The organism is Desulfatiglans parachlorophenolica (assembly GCF_055394735.1).
The window spans coordinates 3,858,137-3,874,655 of record NZ_AP042460.1 but is presented as its reverse complement, the minus strand read 5'-3'; the positions used below and the strand labels follow the sequence as shown (position 1 = coordinate 3,874,655).

The 16,519-nt window shown below is 59.4% G+C and carries 18 protein-coding genes; 14 read left to right on the top strand and 4 right to left on the bottom strand.

The window, feature by feature from the left end:
- Positions 1 to 21: 21 nt before the first annotated feature.
- The 3 genes from ACZ500_RS18090 to ACZ500_RS18080 form a co-directional block, all read right to left on the bottom strand.
- Complete coding sequence (locus ACZ500_RS18090) at positions 22 to 171, bottom strand: hypothetical protein (RefSeq protein WP_464228827.1); 150 nt, start codon at positions 169 to 171, stop codon at positions 22 to 24.
- A 226-nt stretch (positions 172 to 397) separates the two neighbouring features.
- Entirely contained in the window at positions 398 to 1,507 is a 1,110-nt protein-coding gene (gene ald / locus ACZ500_RS18085) for an alanine dehydrogenase (protein WP_464228825.1), read from the bottom strand.
- Positions 1,508 to 1,598: 91 nt separating this feature from the next.
- On the bottom strand, positions 1,599 to 2,423 hold the full coding sequence (locus ACZ500_RS18080; protein WP_464228824.1) for an alpha/beta fold hydrolase: 825 nt from the start codon (positions 2,421 to 2,423) through the stop codon (positions 1,599 to 1,601).
- Positions 2,424 to 3,005: 582 nt separating this feature from the next.
- Between ACZ500_RS18080 and ACZ500_RS18075 the strand changes: the two genes are divergently transcribed.
- From ACZ500_RS18075 to ACZ500_RS18055, 5 genes are all read left to right on the top strand, one after another.
- Positions 3,006 to 3,425 (top strand): hypothetical protein, encoded by a 420-nt coding sequence (locus ACZ500_RS18075; RefSeq protein ID WP_464228823.1) that lies wholly within the window; start codon positions 3,006 to 3,008, stop codon positions 3,423 to 3,425.
- A 54-nt stretch (positions 3,426 to 3,479) separates the two neighbouring features.
- Positions 3,480 to 4,598, top strand: coding sequence for an endolytic transglycosylase MltG (mltG, locus tag ACZ500_RS18070; protein ID WP_464228822.1), 1,119 nt, complete (start codon positions 3,480 to 3,482; stop codon positions 4,596 to 4,598).
- Positions 4,599 to 4,707: 109 nt separating this feature from the next.
- Positions 4,708 to 5,997: a CaiB/BaiF CoA transferase family protein gene (locus tag ACZ500_RS18065; RefSeq protein ID WP_464228821.1), complete on the top strand. Its 1,290-nt coding sequence runs from the start codon at positions 4,708 to 4,710 to the stop codon at positions 5,995 to 5,997.
- Positions 5,998 to 6,253: 256 nt separating this feature from the next.
- Complete coding sequence (locus tag ACZ500_RS18060) at positions 6,254 to 7,045, top strand: electron transfer flavoprotein subunit beta (protein ID WP_464228820.1); 792 nt, start codon at positions 6,254 to 6,256, stop codon at positions 7,043 to 7,045.
- Positions 7,046 to 7,095: 50 nt separating this feature from the next.
- Positions 7,096 to 8,286: an FAD-binding protein gene (locus tag ACZ500_RS18055; RefSeq protein ID WP_464228819.1), complete on the top strand. Its 1,191-nt coding sequence runs from the start codon at positions 7,096 to 7,098 to the stop codon at positions 8,284 to 8,286.
- Here the strand turns inward: ACZ500_RS18055 and ACZ500_RS18050 are convergent.
- A complete protein-coding gene (locus tag ACZ500_RS18050; protein WP_464228816.1) occupies positions 8,283 to 8,561 on the bottom strand; it encodes a hypothetical protein in 279 nt (92 codons plus the stop codon). The two genes, ACZ500_RS18055 and ACZ500_RS18050, sit on opposite strands and share 4 nt — an antisense overlap.
- Before the next feature lie 120 nt (positions 8,562 to 8,681).
- On the opposite strand from ACZ500_RS18050, the gene ACZ500_RS18045 reads away from it, so the two are divergent.
- The 9 genes from ACZ500_RS18045 (at position 8,682) to ACZ500_RS18005 (ending at position 16,474) form a co-directional block, all read left to right on the top strand.
- Complete coding sequence (locus ACZ500_RS18045; protein ID WP_464228814.1) at positions 8,682 to 9,815, top strand: acyl-CoA dehydrogenase family protein; 1,134 nt, start codon at positions 8,682 to 8,684, stop codon at positions 9,813 to 9,815.
- A 28-nt stretch (positions 9,816 to 9,843) separates the two neighbouring features.
- Entirely contained in the window at positions 9,844 to 10,590 is a 747-nt protein-coding gene (locus tag ACZ500_RS18040) for a GntR family transcriptional regulator (protein WP_464228813.1), read from the top strand.
- 19 nt (positions 10,591 to 10,609) lie between these two features.
- On the top strand, positions 10,610 to 10,756 hold the full coding sequence (locus ACZ500_RS18035) for a hypothetical protein (RefSeq protein ID WP_464228812.1): 147 nt from the start codon (positions 10,610 to 10,612) through the stop codon (positions 10,754 to 10,756).
- 28 nt (positions 10,757 to 10,784) lie between these two features.
- Positions 10,785 to 11,183, top strand: coding sequence for a cobalamin B12-binding domain-containing protein (locus ACZ500_RS18030; RefSeq protein ID WP_464228811.1), 399 nt, complete (start codon positions 10,785 to 10,787; stop codon positions 11,181 to 11,183).
- 264 nt (positions 11,184 to 11,447) lie between these two features.
- A complete protein-coding gene (locus ACZ500_RS18025; RefSeq protein WP_464228809.1) occupies positions 11,448 to 13,076 on the top strand; it encodes an acyl-CoA mutase large subunit family protein in 1,629 nt (542 codons plus the stop codon).
- Between the two features lie 23 nt (positions 13,077 to 13,099).
- Positions 13,100 to 13,285, top strand: a complete 186-nt coding sequence (locus tag ACZ500_RS18020) for a hypothetical protein (RefSeq protein WP_464228808.1) — start codon at positions 13,100 to 13,102, stop codon at positions 13,283 to 13,285.
- A 194-nt stretch (positions 13,286 to 13,479) separates the two neighbouring features.
- Entirely contained in the window at positions 13,480 to 14,502 is a 1,023-nt protein-coding gene (locus ACZ500_RS18015) for a TRAP transporter substrate-binding protein (RefSeq protein WP_464228807.1), read from the top strand.
- A gap of 179 nt (positions 14,503 to 14,681) precedes the next feature.
- Complete coding sequence (locus ACZ500_RS18010) at positions 14,682 to 15,173, top strand: TRAP transporter small permease (RefSeq protein WP_464228806.1); 492 nt, start codon at positions 14,682 to 14,684, stop codon at positions 15,171 to 15,173.
- Complete coding sequence (locus ACZ500_RS18005) at positions 15,170 to 16,474, top strand: TRAP transporter large permease (RefSeq protein WP_464228805.1); 1,305 nt, start codon at positions 15,170 to 15,172, stop codon at positions 16,472 to 16,474. The genes ACZ500_RS18010 and ACZ500_RS18005 overlap by 4 nt, the downstream gene beginning before the upstream one ends.
- Positions 16,475 to 16,519: the final 45 nt, after the last annotated feature.

The window sequence follows — 16,519 nt, the reverse complement described above, 5'->3', positions numbered from 1 at the left end:
TCCGGAAATGAGGATTTTTCTTCACACCCTTCGGGCGCTCAGTCCCACCGCTTCGCGGCGGATCCCGGTTTGGCCAATATCTAGGAAATCAAGCGTTTGCGCGGAGGCGACCTGTGGGTCGCCGCACAAGCAAACGTGCAGACTGACGCCGAGATTGGCCAAAAAGATCATTTCCGGATGGCAACTAGTCTCAGGAGTGCATGACCGGAAAGCGTCTTTTTGCCCATTTCGGCCTCCATATGCATTTCCGGATGGAGCCAACGCACAGAAGATCGAGTGCTTTTGAAGAAGCGGACATACGGATGCCGTTCGGGCGGAGGTAAGGAGAGGCGCAGGGATCGGCCGAAGCTCTTCGATTCAGGATGGAAGCGTTCGGCGATCAAAAAGGCGCAGCCGTTCACAACAGGTTCTCGATTGGCGTACAGGGAGGGCCCAAGGCCTCGGATACGGCCCGGTAGGTCAGCTTGCCGTCGCAGGTGTTGAATCCTTTGGCGAGGGCTCGGTCGCAGCGGGCGGCCTCCAGCGCACCCAGGGAGGCGATTTTGACAATATAGGGAAGGGTGGCGTTCGACAGGGCATAGGTGCTGGTGCGTGGGACAGCCCCAGGCATATTGGTTACACCGTAATGCAGGATCCCCTCCACGATATGGATGGGATCCGAATGGGTCGCAGGGCGGGTGGTCTCGATGCATCCGCCCTGGTCGACCGATACATCCACGACGACGCTTCCCGGCTTCATGTTGCGCACCATCTGCCGGGTGACGAGGCGCGGCGCCCGGGCGCCTTTGATCAGAACGGCGCCAATCAGGAGATCGGCGCGGGAAACGGCCTCGGCGATATTCAGGACGTTCGCGCTAAGGGTGGTGAACCGGCCATGGAGCGTCTGCTCGAGCTGCCGCAGACGGGTGGTGTCGATGTCGAGGAGGATCACGTTTGCACCCATTCCGAGGGCTATCTGAGCCGCATTGGTCCCCACGACGCCTCCCCCGATGATCGTCACGTCGGCGGGCCGCACCCCGGGAACGCCGCCCAGGAGTTTGCCGCGGCCGCCGCAGGTCCTTTCGAGATACCGTGATCCTATCTGCACCGCCATGCGGCCGGCCACTTCGCTCATAGGGATGAGAAGCGGTAGGGAGCCGTCGGCTTCCTCGACGGTCTCATAAGCGATCGCCACGACGGAGCGACGCAGCAGTTCCATGGTCAGGTCCGGCTCTGCGGCCAGGTGCAGGAAAGTGAAAAGGATCATGCCCGGCCTCAGATAGGGATATTCGGCGGGCTGCGGTTCTTTGACCTTGACCACCATCTCTGCCTCCCAGACGGGGTCCGGCGCGGGAATGATTTTTGCACCGGCCCCCCGGTAGGCGTCATCGATGAAGCCGCTTCCTTCGCCCGCTCCGGTCTGAATCCTGACTTCGTGGCCCGCCGCGGTGAGCTGCCATACCCCCCCGGGTGTCATGGCTACCCTGTATTCCTGATTCTTGATTTCTTTCGGTACACCGATGATCATGGCGAATTTCCTTCCATGCAGGAGGCCGTTCGTTCAGGCGCGGGCTCGAGGACGCTCGCTCACAGAGATGGGCGCGGGAAGAAGGTATGTTTCACGTGGCACAACATGTGGCCATGAGGCCCGGGTCCTTTCCCCGGTATTTCGTGGAGGCCGCCCGCTGGAGGAATTCGACCGAGATGCGGAGGTATTCCTCGGGCTTGTATTCGTAGGTGTTGTGCCCGCAGTAGGGCAAGACCGCCAGTTCTCCGCGTGGGAGATGCCGGTAGAACGCGACCCCCTGCTCGACGTCGAAAAGGGCGCTTCGATCCGGGTAGAGCACCAGGGCAGGGCAGGTAACCCGAGGGAGGAGCCCACGCAAGTCGAACATCCCCGTACCGTAGGCCCCGCCGTTTGTCCGGCATGTTTCATAAAGGGGTTCGGCACGGTCCCGCCCGTGCCAGTCGATGAATTTCGCCTGCATATCGGGGGGCAATTCTCTGAAAGCCTTGGGGAACTTTTCTATATTCCATTCGGGCATGGGTTTGGGGCTGAAACACTGCGTGCTCGAGATCACGAGGCTCTTGACGTGGATCGGATAGCGCGAGGCGTAATCGACCGCGACGACACCGCCTTCGCATTGGCCGATCATGTGGAACCCCGTAATCCCCAGGCCCCCCATCAGGGAGGCCAGATCCTCCGTGTTGTCAGGGCGGAAGCGGTCGCTGACGAAAAAAGCGGGGAAATCCGAGCCTTCGTCCGAGCGGCCATACCCGCGGCGGTCGTATAGGATGACCTGGTAGCCCTTTTCTGCAAACGCCGGAAAGAGTTCGTGCCACATCTTGCTGCATCCGAAGCCGTGATGGAGCAGGACAAGCGGTTCACCCTTCCCGTGGATCTCGTAATAAATCCTGCGGCCTTTTATGTCGAACCATGACATGGAGGCTCCTTTCGAAAATGGCCTCCGAGGCGATGCAGGGCAAAAACCCGGGCATGATCGGGAGGCCTTATGAAATATCGTCTTCCGGACTGGTCGAGCTAAAAGGTCGAAGCCGAAGCGAGACCCATCGGGACCGATCGGAACGACCTCGGTTGCATTCGTGTCGTTCGGTGAAGAAGGTCCTCTCTGAACTGCGTTTACAAAACCAGCAAAATATGATTTTGTCAATAGTCCATGCGCGTCCGGAGGGGATCGAGGGGGGCCGATCCCCTTTTTTCTCCCGCATCTTTATGGACGGAGAGCGGTCTCGCTGCCGGAGTGTTTTCTCCCGATGCCCGGGATGTATGAGCGGTGACGCAAAGGGTGGATCGCTGTATGCGCCGCCCGGGGGACCGCCGTCAGGGAAAGAACCAAAGCGGTGTTCGGATCTTGAAGAAGGGTGGGCCGGGAAGCCTGCGGCTCGGGTGCCCCTTTCTGGGGAGTTGCGCAGGTCTGCCGGGGGAAGGGCGGGTACGCGGCACAGTCCGCTTGACCGGGCTGGGGGGACATGTCATCATAAAATGAAAGCGGAGGGTGCCGACCATGGAGACATTTCCAGGACGGCTGACCCTGGCATTCGGCGCCGGATGCCTGGGCGGTCTGGTGAACAGCGTGGTGGTTTGGTTCTTGGGCGATGCGGGCATTCCGGAACGCCTCGGCGTTCAATTGGCCCCGGCCTTCACTCTGGCCTGGCTTTATCCGCGGATCGTCTGGGGCGGAATCTGGGCGGTTCTTCTGCTTCTGCCCCTTGCAGCCCGATCCCACATCCTGCGCGGGTTGCTCGTGAGCCTCGCCCCTTCTGCCGCGACGCTTCTCTGGCTTATGCCGGAGGCAGGCAAAGGGCTTTTCGGGTTGCAGACGGGGTGGCTGACACCCGCGTTCGTCATGGTTTACAATGCCGTCTGGGGGATCGCCGCGGGCTTCTGGTTTGCCTTGGCGAGCGGGCAGACGCGGCGCCTCTGAGCAGAAGCAGGGATGTCCGGATGGTCTTACCGTGGAGACGGAGATGGAGATAAGGTGGATCCTGCAGAAACAAAGGTTGCGGAAAATAGAAAAACGCCGGATGCCGACAGCGAGGGGGCTGCCCCTCTCTGCACGAAGAGGGTTTTATGGAGGCGGGCGAAGGGTTTTTTCCTGCCGGGGCTTTTGGGGCTTTCAGGGTTTGCCCTGACCCTTTACATTTGTTTGATCCACTACGTCTATACGCCGGCGGGTGGGGCGGGTGCAGAAGAGATCTACATCATTCGGCCTGGAGCGGGATTCGATACGGTGACCCGGGAACTCGAAGCGAAAGGCCTGATCCCCAAGGCCTTCCCGGTGCGGGTGTGGGCGGCGGTAAAAGGCTATGACGGCAGAATCCAGGCGGGTGAATACCGCCTGAACCGCGGTTGGTCACCTGCCCGGATTGTCGAGGGTTTTGTGCAGGGCGCTGTCGTTCAGCACACCATAACGATTCCGGAAGGCTACAATATAGGCCAGATCGCCGAATTGCTGCAGGCGCGGGGCGTCGCCGATATGAGCGGGTTCCTCGCCTTGGCTGAAGACCCGGCCGTCGTCGCTGAATACGGTCTGCAGGGCGACACCCTGGAAGGTTATCTCTACCCGGATACCTATCGTTTCAACCGGGGCACCCCGCCGCGCCTCGTCTTGAATACGCTCGTCGGGCGTCTGCGTGAGGTGCTCGACCCACTACGGGAGGCGATCGATGCTTCCGGCATGTCTCTTCACCAGGTGCTTACCCTGGCCTCCATTGTCGAAAAGGAGACCGGGGCACCTGAGGAGCGTCCCCTGATCGCCGGTGTTTTCCTGAACAGGCTCGAGAAAAATATGCGCCTTGAAAGTGACCCCACGGTCATTTACGGCCTGGAGGATTTCAACGGAAACCTCACCCGGGCTGACCTGGCGGAGCCTCACGCATTCAATACCTACGTCATCCCTGCCCTTCCGCCGGGCCCGATCGCCAATCCGGGTCTCGAGGCGATCCTGGCGGTGCTCTGCCCTGCCAAAACCCCCTTTCTCTATTTCGTTTCCAAAAACGACGGGACCCATTATTTTTCCAGGACCTTTTCGGAGCATGCCCGTGCGGTCGTCCGCTACCAGAAAGCGGGTCGGCGTTCGTCCGGAAAAACTTCTTGACAGGTGATTTTGTATACAGTATACGGAATTTAGGCTGCCGGGCCTGCATCCCGCCCAGGATTTGTGCGCAACTGGCCATGTATGCCGCCAATATGGCGTGCCTCCACCAATGGGTGTCGACATGGCCGACTGGCGCCACCACCGCTTGTTGCCGCTGCCGTTTGTCGATAGAAAAGGGTTGAAGTTCAAGCCCCGAGCGAGGACCCTCATGGATCTATTCGAAGATTTGACCGTTCTATCCTTGGAACAGGCCACCGTATTGCCTTATCTCACCTACCGACTGGCGCAGGACGGGATGCGGATTGTCCGCCTCGAACACCCCGTCTATGGGGATCCGAACCGTCTTATCGGGGACGAGGTCCTCGGTGAAGAACGGATGAACAGCTATTTCCTGTGTATCAACGCCGGGAAAAAGGCCTTGACGCTAGATCTGGCGGCCCCTGAGGGACAGGAGATCTTCAAGCGGCTCATCCGGGAGATGGGGGTGGACATCTTCGCTACCAATCAGCTGCCGCGCAATTACCGAAAGCTTGGGATCGATTATGAAAGTTTGAAGGCCCTCAAATCCGACATCATCTGGTTGGGAGTCAGCGGCTTCGGCCCCGACAGCGATGAGGCGGCGTACGATCCGATATTGCAGGCGCGCTCAGGGTTGATGGCCCTGACGGGTGAGAGGCATGGCGACCCGCAGGTACTGGGTGTTCCGCTGCCGGATCTCGGGACGAGTGAGCATGCCTACGGGCTGTTGATGAAAGCCCTCTATCGGCGGCAGGTGACCGGTGAGGGTTCATGCCTCCACGTGTCCATGTTCGAGTCCTCGGTATCTTGGCTGTCCGTCCCCATTACGTTGACCAAGAGTTTGGGCAAGACCATCCATCGGCGGGGAAACACCCACGAATTCTTCGCCCCTGTTTCGGTTTACCCGACAAAAGACGGCTACATCTATCTGGCCGTTGGCAATGACCGCCAGTGGCGATCCATCGTTTCCCTCGATAGCTTCAAGGAACTCGACAGGCCCGAATATGCCAGGAACGCAGGTCGGATCGCCGATGTCGAGAACCTCAACCAGGCCATCCAGGCCGTGACCCGCCGCTTCAGGGCCGACGAATTGATTGCGGTTTTCCGCTCCATCACGGTGCCCGTCGGAAAGATCCAGTCCATCCCGGAGGTGATCGAGGATCCTTTGGTCAAGCGGGTTCTGCTTTCCGCCAGGGATGAGCGCACCGGCATGGAGATTACGCTCGCTCCGCCTCCCTGGATGACGCCTTTTCTGAAAGCGAGCGGGCAGCGGATGAGCTTCCCCCCGCGTTTCGGCGAGCACAACGAGGAGATCTACGGAGGCCTGTTGAATCTAGGTCGGGACAGGCTCGAGGCGCTGGGCGAGAAGAAGGTCATATGAGAGGGGAACGCGTTGCTGATCACGGCGTCCTGCGTCTGTGAAGGCGTTGTCTTTCTTTCTGGAAATGATTCTGTGGCTGGCGCCGGTTCTCGGGTCCGGAGAGGGCTGTTTTTTGGCAACGGCGGAGGAAAGCGAAGGGTTCTGAACGGGCGTGGGCAGGAGGCCGGTGTGTGAGCGAGGAAGCGCGCAGAGGCCGGATTGGAAACTGGGTTCTATAGGGAAAGCATTTCCGGATGGATACTAAGGAGTATCGTTCATGAAGATTATCGTGCTGATAAAGCAGGTCCCGGACACGACGGATGTCCAACTCGATCCCAAGACCGGCAACCTCGTCCGGGAGGGCATCGAGAGCATCATGAATCCCGACGACCGTCATGCGGTGGAGGCGGCGGTGGGATTGAAGGAGATGGTGCCGGCCCGGGTGACCGCCGTTTCGATGGGGCCGGCCCAGGCCGTGGATGTGCTCTCCGAGGCCCTCGGGATGGGGGCAGACGAAGGGGTTCTGCTGTCGGACCGGGCCTTTGCGGGTGCGGACACGTGGGCGACCTCGACGACCCTGGGGAGGGCGGTCGAGGTGATCGGGGACTATGCCATGGTGATCTGCGGCCGCCAGGCGATCGACGGCGACACGGCCCAGATTGGTCCGCAGGTGGCGGACTACCTGGGTCTGCCTCATGTGAGCTACGTCAGCGCGATCGAAAGCGTCGAAACGGACGCCGTCGTGGTCAGGCGGCGCCTCGAGGACGGTTACGAGCGGATCCGTTGCCGGATGCCGGCGCTCCTGACGGTCATCGGCGAGGTGAATGTTCCGCGCTATCCGCATGTGGGCCGATTGATCGATGCATGCCGCGAGAAGGCCCCGATCACCTTCTGGAACGCGGCCGATCTGGGTCTGAAGACCGCAGAGGTGGGCCTGGAAGGGTCTCTTACCCACGTTGTCAAGACCTTCGCGCCCAAATTCCGGCGGCGGAGTGAGATCCTTGAGGGGGATACCCGGAGCGTGGTGAGCGGGCTGCTCGACAGGCTGAAGGAAAACCGGCTGATTTAGGAACCGGCCCGGACCGGGTCTCCCATGTCCATCTGAAAGGGGAAGCGTCGATGACGGTTTGGATCGAGAGGGAATTGTGCAACGGCTGCAAACGCTGCATTCAGGCATGCCCTTACGGGGCGATCGAGTTGGAAGAGGGCAAGGCCCGCATTCTCGATCGGTGCACGGGCTGCGGCGCGTGCCTGGCGGTTTGTAAACAGGAGGCCGTCAAGAGCGACACGAGGCCGCGGGAGGTGCCGGATTTCAGGGATCGATCGGGGGTGTGGGTCTTCGCGGAGCAGCGGGAGGGCGTGTTGCACCCCGTATCCCTGGAGCTTCTGGGCAAGGCGTGCGAACTGGCCGAGGCGCTCGGTCAGGAGGTTGCGGCCCTGCTGCTCGGCGACGGGATCGGACCACTTGCCGAGACGCTTTTCCGGTACGGCGCCCAAAAGGTCTTCCTGGTCGAGCACCCCATCCTGACGCATTACCGGACCCTGCCTTACACGAACGTCATCGAAAGGCTGGTCAGGGAACAGAAGCCGAATGTCTTCCTCCTGGGCGCGACGCACATCGGCCGGGACCTCGCCCCCCGGGTCTCCCGGCGGATCGGTGTCGGGCTCACGGCCGATTGCACCGAACTCGCGATCGATCCTGAAGAGCGGATTCTGCTGCAGACCCGGCCGGCCTTCGGGGGGAACGTCATGGCCACCATCGCGAACCGGTTTTCCCGCCCGCAGATGGCCACCGTGAGGCCCGGCGTGATGGAGGCCCGGGAGATCCCCGAAAACCAGGGGGAGGTGATCCCCTTTCCGGTGGAGCTTTCCGAGGAAGAGGCGGGAACGGTCGTGCTCGAACGGGTGAAGGAGGAGAAAAAGCGCGTCGATCTGTCGAAGGCCCGGGTGATCGTCGCCGGGGGGCGGGGGGTCGGCGATAGGGCAGGGTTCGAGGTGCTCGAGGCGTTGGCGGCGCTTTTAGGGGGGGTGACGGCGGGGACCCGGGTGGCCGTCGAGGAAGGGTGGATAGCCGCCGATCGCCAGGTCGGTCAGACCGGTCAGTCGGTCCGTCCGGAGCTCTATGTCGCCTGCGGGATCTCGGGGGCGATCCAGCACCGGGCCGGCATGATGAACGCGCGTTACATCGTCGCCATCAACAAAGATCCGCGTGCGCCCATATTCCAGATTGCGGACTGGGGCATCGTCGGTGACCTGCGGGATGTTGTTCCCCAGATGATCGAACAGCTGAGGGGCGGGCGGCTCCTTTAGCGGCTGCGCCCGAGCTGCGCCGCCTTTTGAGTCGGCCACCGGAAAATCGGATGGCTCCTGGGACTCTGTCTGGCAAGGACGCCGTGGAGGCAGTGTCCATCCGTAAATCGGTATCCAGCACGACCCGGGCTCCAATCCGCAAAGGAGGATTTTTCGCCGGTGTAAAGGAAACCAAGCGTTTGCGCGGAGGCGAGCTGCAGGCCGGCGCACAGGCAAACGTCTGGATTGAGGCCGAATTCGGCGAAAAGGGCTATTTCCGGATGGAGAGCGGGCAAAAGGGCGGATCGACAATAAGATCGGCCCCGGAGCCCATGTCTTGAGGAAACCGGCTGTGGTGGGAGTCGTCACACCTGTAAAACGGATTGCCAGAGTGCCCTGCTACAAGGGAGGAGTGCATGATAAGGTCGAATGCGGAGAAGCTGATCCGAAAAAGCATGGCCCGTTTTGTGGACCAGGAATTGATCCCTCAGGCCCAGGAACTGGATGAAAAGGGCGCATTCCCGATGGAGATGTTCCGGCGGATCGGGGAGATGGGGGTTTTCGGGCTGCGCTATCCGAAGAAGGACGGCGGGTCCGGCGGGAACACGACCCTGTTCTGCATCAGCTGCGAGGAACTGGCGCGCGGGCTGATGAGCATGGGCGCGATTACGGCGATGCAGTGTCTTATGGGGACGAATTTTCTGTTTCACTTCGGCACGGAGGAGATGCGGGAAACCTACTGGCGGCCCGCCATGCGGGGGGATCTGGTGGCCTGCTTCTGCCTGACTGAGCCGGAGGCGGGTTCAGACCTGGGCAACGTGAGCACCCTGGCGCAGGAGACCGCGGACGGCTATGTGCTGAACGGGATGAAGACCTGGGTCACGAACGGGCCATTGGCGGATTTCTACACGGTTCTGTGCCAGACGGATCCGGCCAAGAAGCTCAAAGGCCTCAATTTCTTTTTTATTCCTGCGGACACCCCCGGGTTTTCGCGCAGCAAAGCATTCGATCTGCTGGGTACCCGGACGACGAAGATCTCCGAGATCGCGTTCAACAACTGCCGGATTCCGAAGACGCACCGGCTGGGGGGGGAGGGGCGCGGGCTCGGCAACCTGATGAACATCCTGGCCGAGATCCGGGTCATGACCGCAGCCCTGGCGGTGGGCCTTCAGCGGGCATGCCTGACGGATTCGATCCGGTATGCCAGGGAACGGGCGCAATTCGGCCGGGTCATCGGGAACTATCAACTGATCCAGGCGAAGGTCGCCAACATGGCCACCGACCTGGAGGCCTCCAGACTGTTGACCTACAAGGCGACCCATCTGATAGACGAACGGGTTGCGTGTCTGAACGAGGCATCGATGGCGAAATATTTTGCGACCGAGGCGGCATGCCGCGCGGCGGACGAAGCCACGCGCGTTTTCGGTGCCTATGCCTACAGCATGGAGTACACGCCGCAGCGATACTACCGTGACAGCCGGTTTCTGCTCTACGGCGGCGGGACGCACGAGATCCTGCAGACCAATCTGGCCCGATGGGCCGGGCTCTAAGAGCCATTCAAACGGGAACACCCGATCGATGCGAAAACGGACCAAAGGCGAAGAACCCCTGTTCAAGGCGCTTGCTTCCGTACCTGCCAGAAAATCGCTTGGCCAGTACGTCTATGAGAATCTGAAAAAGGCAATCGTCAAAGGTCAGTTGCCTGCCGGGAACCGGATCGTCGAAAGCCGGGTGGCCTCGGCCCTGGGAATCAGCCGGACCCCGGTCCGGGAGGCGATCCACAAGCTCGAGAGGGAGGGTCTGCTGAGCCAGAACCCGAACGGTGGCTTCTTTGTCACGGGGCTCAGCCGGAGCGAGATCGAGGAGACCTTCGGGATCCGCTCCGTCCTCGAAAGCTACGCCGCGCGGTTGGCGGCGTTGAAGCACACGGAGGCGGATCTCCTGCCGCTGGAGGAAAAGGTCAGAGAGTACGAAAAGGCCCTCGAGAAGCGGGATCCGGAGGCGCTGGCGAGGATCAATACCGCCTTCCACGACCTGCTTTACGGACTGAGCCGAAGCCCGCGGTTGATCCGGATGATCAGCGGTTTGAGAGATCAGATTTTTCGCTACCGCCAGGTCATCCTGAAGATCGAGGACATGGCGAAGGCCAGCAACCAGGATCATCGGTTGATGCTCGAACTGATCCGGCGGAGGGATGCCGAAGGGGTCGAAAAGGTCGTTAGAGAGCACATCCTGCGCGGGCAGGCAGTGGTTCTGAGCACGATCGAGACCCAGGACTCGGAGGCGGGAGAAACCCCCGCCCGCCCGCAAACCGGCGGGCGGTAGAATCGTTTCCCATCCGGAAATGGTCTTTTTTGGCAATCTCGGCGTCAATTTGCACGTTTGCTTTTGCGGCGACCCACAGGTCGCTTTGAGGCGCCTCCCGGGGGAATGGGCGGATGGACGTCGAGAGCGATTGAAAAGCCCCTTCCGAATGAAAACGAAGGTATGAGGCGTTGACGAAGACAAGGGAGAAGGCAATGGCAGAAAGGAAAGTTCGCGTTTTATTGGCCAAACCGGGATTGGACGGCCATGATCGGGGGGCCAAGGTCGTGGCTCACGCCCTTCGGGAGGCCGGCATGGAGGTCATTTACACCGGTCTGCACCAGACCGTGGCGAGCATCGTCAACCAGGCCATGCAGGAAGATGTGGATGTGATCGGCCTGTCCATCATGTCTGGAGCGCATATTCCGATCTGCCGAAAGTTAATGGCCCTCATAAAAGAGGAAAACATCGACGATAAGCTGGTTTTGGTGGGTGGGGTCATCCCGAACCAGGACATGCCGCGACTGGAGGAGATGGGGGTCAAGGGGGTTTTCCCCGGCGGCGCCCGTTTCGAAGAGATTGTGCAGTTCATTCGTGAGCATATCCCTGCTTAGGTTGAATGCATCCGGAAATGAGCGTTCGGTGCGGACAGATTTTCCCTCTGGAAGGAGTGATTTTGGTTGGCACGGGGTATTCGCCGCTGGAGTATGGAATGTGTCGCAACGTTCGTTATAGGTTTTGTCATCAGCTTGGATCTCGGCTTCACATATTTGCTGTTCGAATGACAGCTGAACGATGCGAATTGATGATAGAATGGTTTTCTTACAGTTGAATGGATGCGTCACTCTCTGAGTGGATGGAATGAAAGAGAGGGGATCATGGGAGTCGCCACATATATCAAGGACGATAAGGATGCGATCAAAGAGGTTATCCTTCAGTCCGGCATCAAAGTGAAGCCGGTTTATACACCGGATGATCTCGAGCGTATCGGCTTCGATTACCATAAAGACCTGGGTGATGCGGGTGAGTTCCCATTCGCGCGCAGCCTGCATCCTATGGGGTACCGCAGCCGCAACTGGACAACGCGGCAATATACGGGATTCGGCACGCCCGATGAGACGAACGAGCGTTTCAAATTGATGATTTCGCACGGACAGACGGGATTGAACGTGGCCTTCGATCTGCCGACGCAGATGGGTTACGATTCGGACCACCCGATGGCCGAGGGCGAGGTGGGCCGTGTGGGGATGGCCGTCGATTCCCTCAGGGATTTCGAGATCGCTTTCAAAGATATCGCACTGGACCGGATCGGTTCGGGATTGACCATCAACGCCGTGGCCTCGGTCATGTTGGCCATGTATCAGGCCGTCGCCGAAAAATTCGGCTTCGACCGGTCGAGAATTTCGGCCACGCCCCAGAACGACATTCTGAAAGAGATCGTCGGCCGTGGGGCGTGGATCTATCCGGTCGAGCCGGCGGTGCGTCTGATCGGGGATACCATCGAATATGCGATGAAGGTGCTGCCGAGGTGCAATCCGGTCTCGATCTGCGGTTATCATATCCGGGAATCCGGCTGTACACCGGCGCAGGAGATCTCCTACGCGTTCATGATCGCCTTCGCCTATATCGATAACGTCATCGCCAGAGGTTACCGCGCCGAGGATTTTGTAGGCCGTTTCTCCTTCAATCTCAATATCTATGGGAACCTCTGGGAAACAGTGGCGAAATTCAGGGCTGCGCGCAAACTGTGGGCGAGGCTTCTGCGCGAGCGCTATGGGGTTCAGGACAGTAAGGCCCTTTTTCTGAGAGGGATCTTCGGCGGCGGCGGGTCGGGCATGACCAAGCAGCAGCCGGAGAACAACATCATGCGCGGGGCTTATTATGCCCTGGCTGCGGCGCTTTCAGGCGCCCAGACCACGGCGCTCTGTTCCTTCGACGAGGCCTACACGATCCCCACCGAGCGGGCAGCGCTGCTTTCGCTGAGGACTTTCCAGATTCTCATGGACGAAATCGGGCTGAGAGATACGGTCGATCCGCTGGGGGGGTCCTATTTTATGGAGACCCTGACGAAGGAGATGGAAGAAAAGATCTTGGAAGAGATGGAAAAGATCGAGAAGGTAGGCGGGATGGTCGAAGCGGTCTCTTCGGGTTTCGTCCAGCGGGAGGTGGCCCGACAGGCCTATGAGTATGAGAAGAAGCTCCAGAACGGCGAGGTGATCAAGGTCGGCGTCAACCGGTATACCGAGGGGGTCGATATGGAAGTCGAACTCCATGCCTACAACGAGGAATGGGCCAGACTGCAGATCGATCATTTGAAGGAACTCAAGCGCTCACGTGAAGGTACAGCCGTGAGCCGGACGCTGAAAGCCCTTGAAAAGGCCGCCCAGAAAAAGGAAAATGTGATGCCATACCTGGTAGATTGCTGCAACGCTTACGCCACTGTCGGAGAGATGGCCGACGTGTTTCGTGCGGTGTTCGGAGAGTATGTCGAGCCGAATATCTTTTAGGCTTTAATCCGGGAAGGGTCTTTTTGGCCGATCTTGGCGTCAATCTGCACGTTTGCTTGTGCGGCGGCCTCAGGTCACCTGCGCGCAGCCTCTTGATTTTCTTGGTATTGCCAAAAATCCTCATTTCCGGTTTGGAAACGGGGTTGTCCCGGGAAATCATTTCCGGATGGTTTGGAATCGCGATGTACATGAGCCGTTTCGCGTTTTAAAAGGGGTTTTCCGATTTTCTTTGACGGATTCGAAATGGAAAGGAGGTGAAGCACTGCCGTTCGGGGCCACTGGAACAATCTGTCATCCACTCTTTTAGGTCGTGCCCTTGCTTGAATCACGAGGGCGCACCGGCAGGGTTTCGACCCGGGAACACGGCTGGATTTTCCCGGTTGAAGCTGAGGAGGTTTGAAAGATGTTGAAAAGGGTATTTTTTTTGATGGCCGCCGTTATTTTCGCAACCTTCGCCTTAACCACATTCATGTCGGCCCCCGCTGCCGCTGAGCCGATCAGATTGAACTATGCCAACTTCCCACCCGCTCCCACCTTTCCCTGTGTGCAGATGGAAAGATGGAAAGAGGAGGTGGAGAAAAGAACGAGCGGCAAGGTCGCCATCAAGACCTTTCCGGGTGGTACGCTGCTGGACGCCAAGGCGATGATGGATGGCGTCATCGGTGGACAGGCCGATATCGGATGCCTCTGTATGGCCTATCAGCCCGGTCGTTTCATCGTCACGAACGCCACCAGCCTGCCTCTGGATCTTCCGAACGCAAAGGTCGCAAGTCTGACGCTCTGGGATCTCTACAACCAGTACAAGCCCGATGAGTTTTCCAAGGTCAAGGTCCTCACCATGTTCGCCACGGCGCCTTCCAATCTGATGACCAAGAAGGCCGTCCGGACCCTTGCGGACATAAAGGGCATGGATATCCGTGCCTCGGGCGGTGCGGGTGAGATCCTGAAGGCCTGGGGCGCCAACATGGTCGGTATGCCCATGTCCGCGACCCCGGAGGCTCTGCAGAAGGGGGTTGTGCAAGGTCTTTTCTCATCCCTGGAGGTCATGAAGGATTTCAAATACGCGGAACTCTGCCGCTTCGTCACCATGACCGACACGGTCATCTATCCGTTTGCCGTTGTGATGAACATGGATTCATGGAATCGCCTCCCCGACGATGTCAAGAAGGTGATGGACGATCTCGGGACCGAGCAGGCCCTTTGGACGGGTGAGTACATGGATGCGCACGTGAAAGAATCCATGGATTGGTCCAAGGAAACCTACAACGTGGAAGTCATCCAGTTGTCCGATGAAGAGAAGTCTGAGTGGAACAAACTGCTCGAACCGATGATCGACAAGTGGGTGGCGGATGCCACGGCAAAAGGGCTTCCTGGAGATAAAATTATTCAGGATATTAAGAGTTTATCCAGAAAACACGCTGAATAGGCGGCCCGCGATTCCCCGCAAGTCCTGCGGGGAATCCTGAACCTTTCGGATGGCGGCGACGGCCCATATCCCTTCTAACGGATAGGATTCCCGCCGACCCACCAGGCAGGATTTCGGGATGCGCAAGGCTTCCAAGTCGTGTTCGGTATGAATACCAGACAGGAGACGGGAGGCGTTACATGGAATTTCTGGACAAGGTGAGCCGGGTCCTGAACCGCGGCCTCATCTGGATCGGCGGCCTGTTCCTGGCGGCGATGATTCTCCTTACCTGCGCCAACATCTTTCTGCGCATCGTCTGGGTGCCCGTGCAGGGCGCTTACGAACTGATGGGGTACTTTGGCGCAATAGCGGGGGCGTTTGCGCTGGGAAGCACCCAGATACGGCGTGGACACATTTCCGTTGACGTGCTCTACAATTCGTTTCCGCCCCGAGTCCGCAGAGGGCTCACCTTCCTGAACAGCCTCCTTTGCATGGTTTTCTTCTGCATGGCCGCCTGGCAGATTACCCGTTACGGGAGCACCCTGTGGCGGACCGGCGAGGTCACCGAGACGCTGCGGATCCCTTATTTCCCGTTTGTCTATGGGATGGCCCTGGGATGCGGGGCCCTCGCCCTGGTGTTTCTCGTGGATCTGTTGCGGTCGCTCTTTCCCCGTGAGGAGGGTCAAAAGTGAGTCTAGCGATGATCGGCGTTACAGGGATTCTGGTCCTCCTGGCGGCCCTGTTCTTTCTGGGTATTCCGGTCGGTTTTGCCATGGCCATCGTTGGGTTTTGCGGATACGTATACGTCATCAACTTCAAGGCGGGCCTGGGGATGCTCGGAACGGACCTGTGGGGGACGTTTTCGAGCTACGGACTGACGGTCATTCCGCTGTTCATCTTCATGGGGCAGGTGGCCTTTTACTCGGGTGTGAATTCGAGGCTGTACAATGCCGCTTACAAATGGGTCGGGCAGATCCGCGGCGGGATCGCCATGGCGACGGTGATGGCGTGCTCGGCGTTTGCGGCCATCTGCGGATCCAATGCCGCAACGGCGGCCACGATGACGACCGTCGCCCTCCCTGAGATGAAAAAATACAAATATGATCCGATGCTCAGCACGGGGGCGATTGCCTGCGGTTCGACGCTCGGCGTCGTGATCCCGCCAAGTGTCGTGCTGATCATCATCGGCCTTTCGACGGAGCAATCGATCGCCCGGCTTTTTTACGGGGGGGTCGGGGCCGGCATCCTGCTGGCTTTGCTGCTGATGCTGACTGTGTACATCTGCTGCTGCATCTACCCGGAATGGGGTCCGGCGGGTCCCAGGACGACCTTGGGTGAAAAATTCAGGGCCCTCCCCGGCGCCTTCGAGATGCTGCTTCTGTTCCTGCTGGTTATGCTCGGTCTTTACTTCGGGTATTTTACGCCCGCCGAGGCCGGTGCCGCCGGTTCCTTTTTCGCCGTGATGATCGCGCTCGTGCAGCGCAGCCTCAGCTGGAAAGGGTTTATTGCCTCCTTTACCGATACCCTGAGGATATCCTGTATGGTGATTACGATCGTTGCGGGGGCTATGCTCTTCGGCAAGTTCCTTGCCGTAACGCGCATCCCGTACAATATCGCCACCTGGGTTGCAGACCTGCCTGTGTCTGACGTTGTCATCATCAGCATCATCTTTGCCATTTATGTCGTCGGGGGGGCCGTGATGGATGCCCTGGCGTTGCTGCTGATCACGATCCCGATCTTTTTTCCGGTGGCGATGGAGCTTGGGCATGATCCGATCTGGTTCGGTGTCACCATTACCGTCATCACGACCATGGGTGCCGTGACGCCTCCCGTGGGAGCGACGACGTATGTCGTCGGTGGGATGGCGAAAGACGTGCCGCTCGAAGATGTTTTCAAGGGCGTGGCCTATTTTCTGCCTGCTTATATCCTTTGTATCATTCTGTTGATGGTTTTTCCGCAGATCGTGACCTTCCTGCCGAATCTGATGCGATAGGAATCCGCCGGATGTGTTCTCGGAGGCATCGGGATGAAGGGGAGG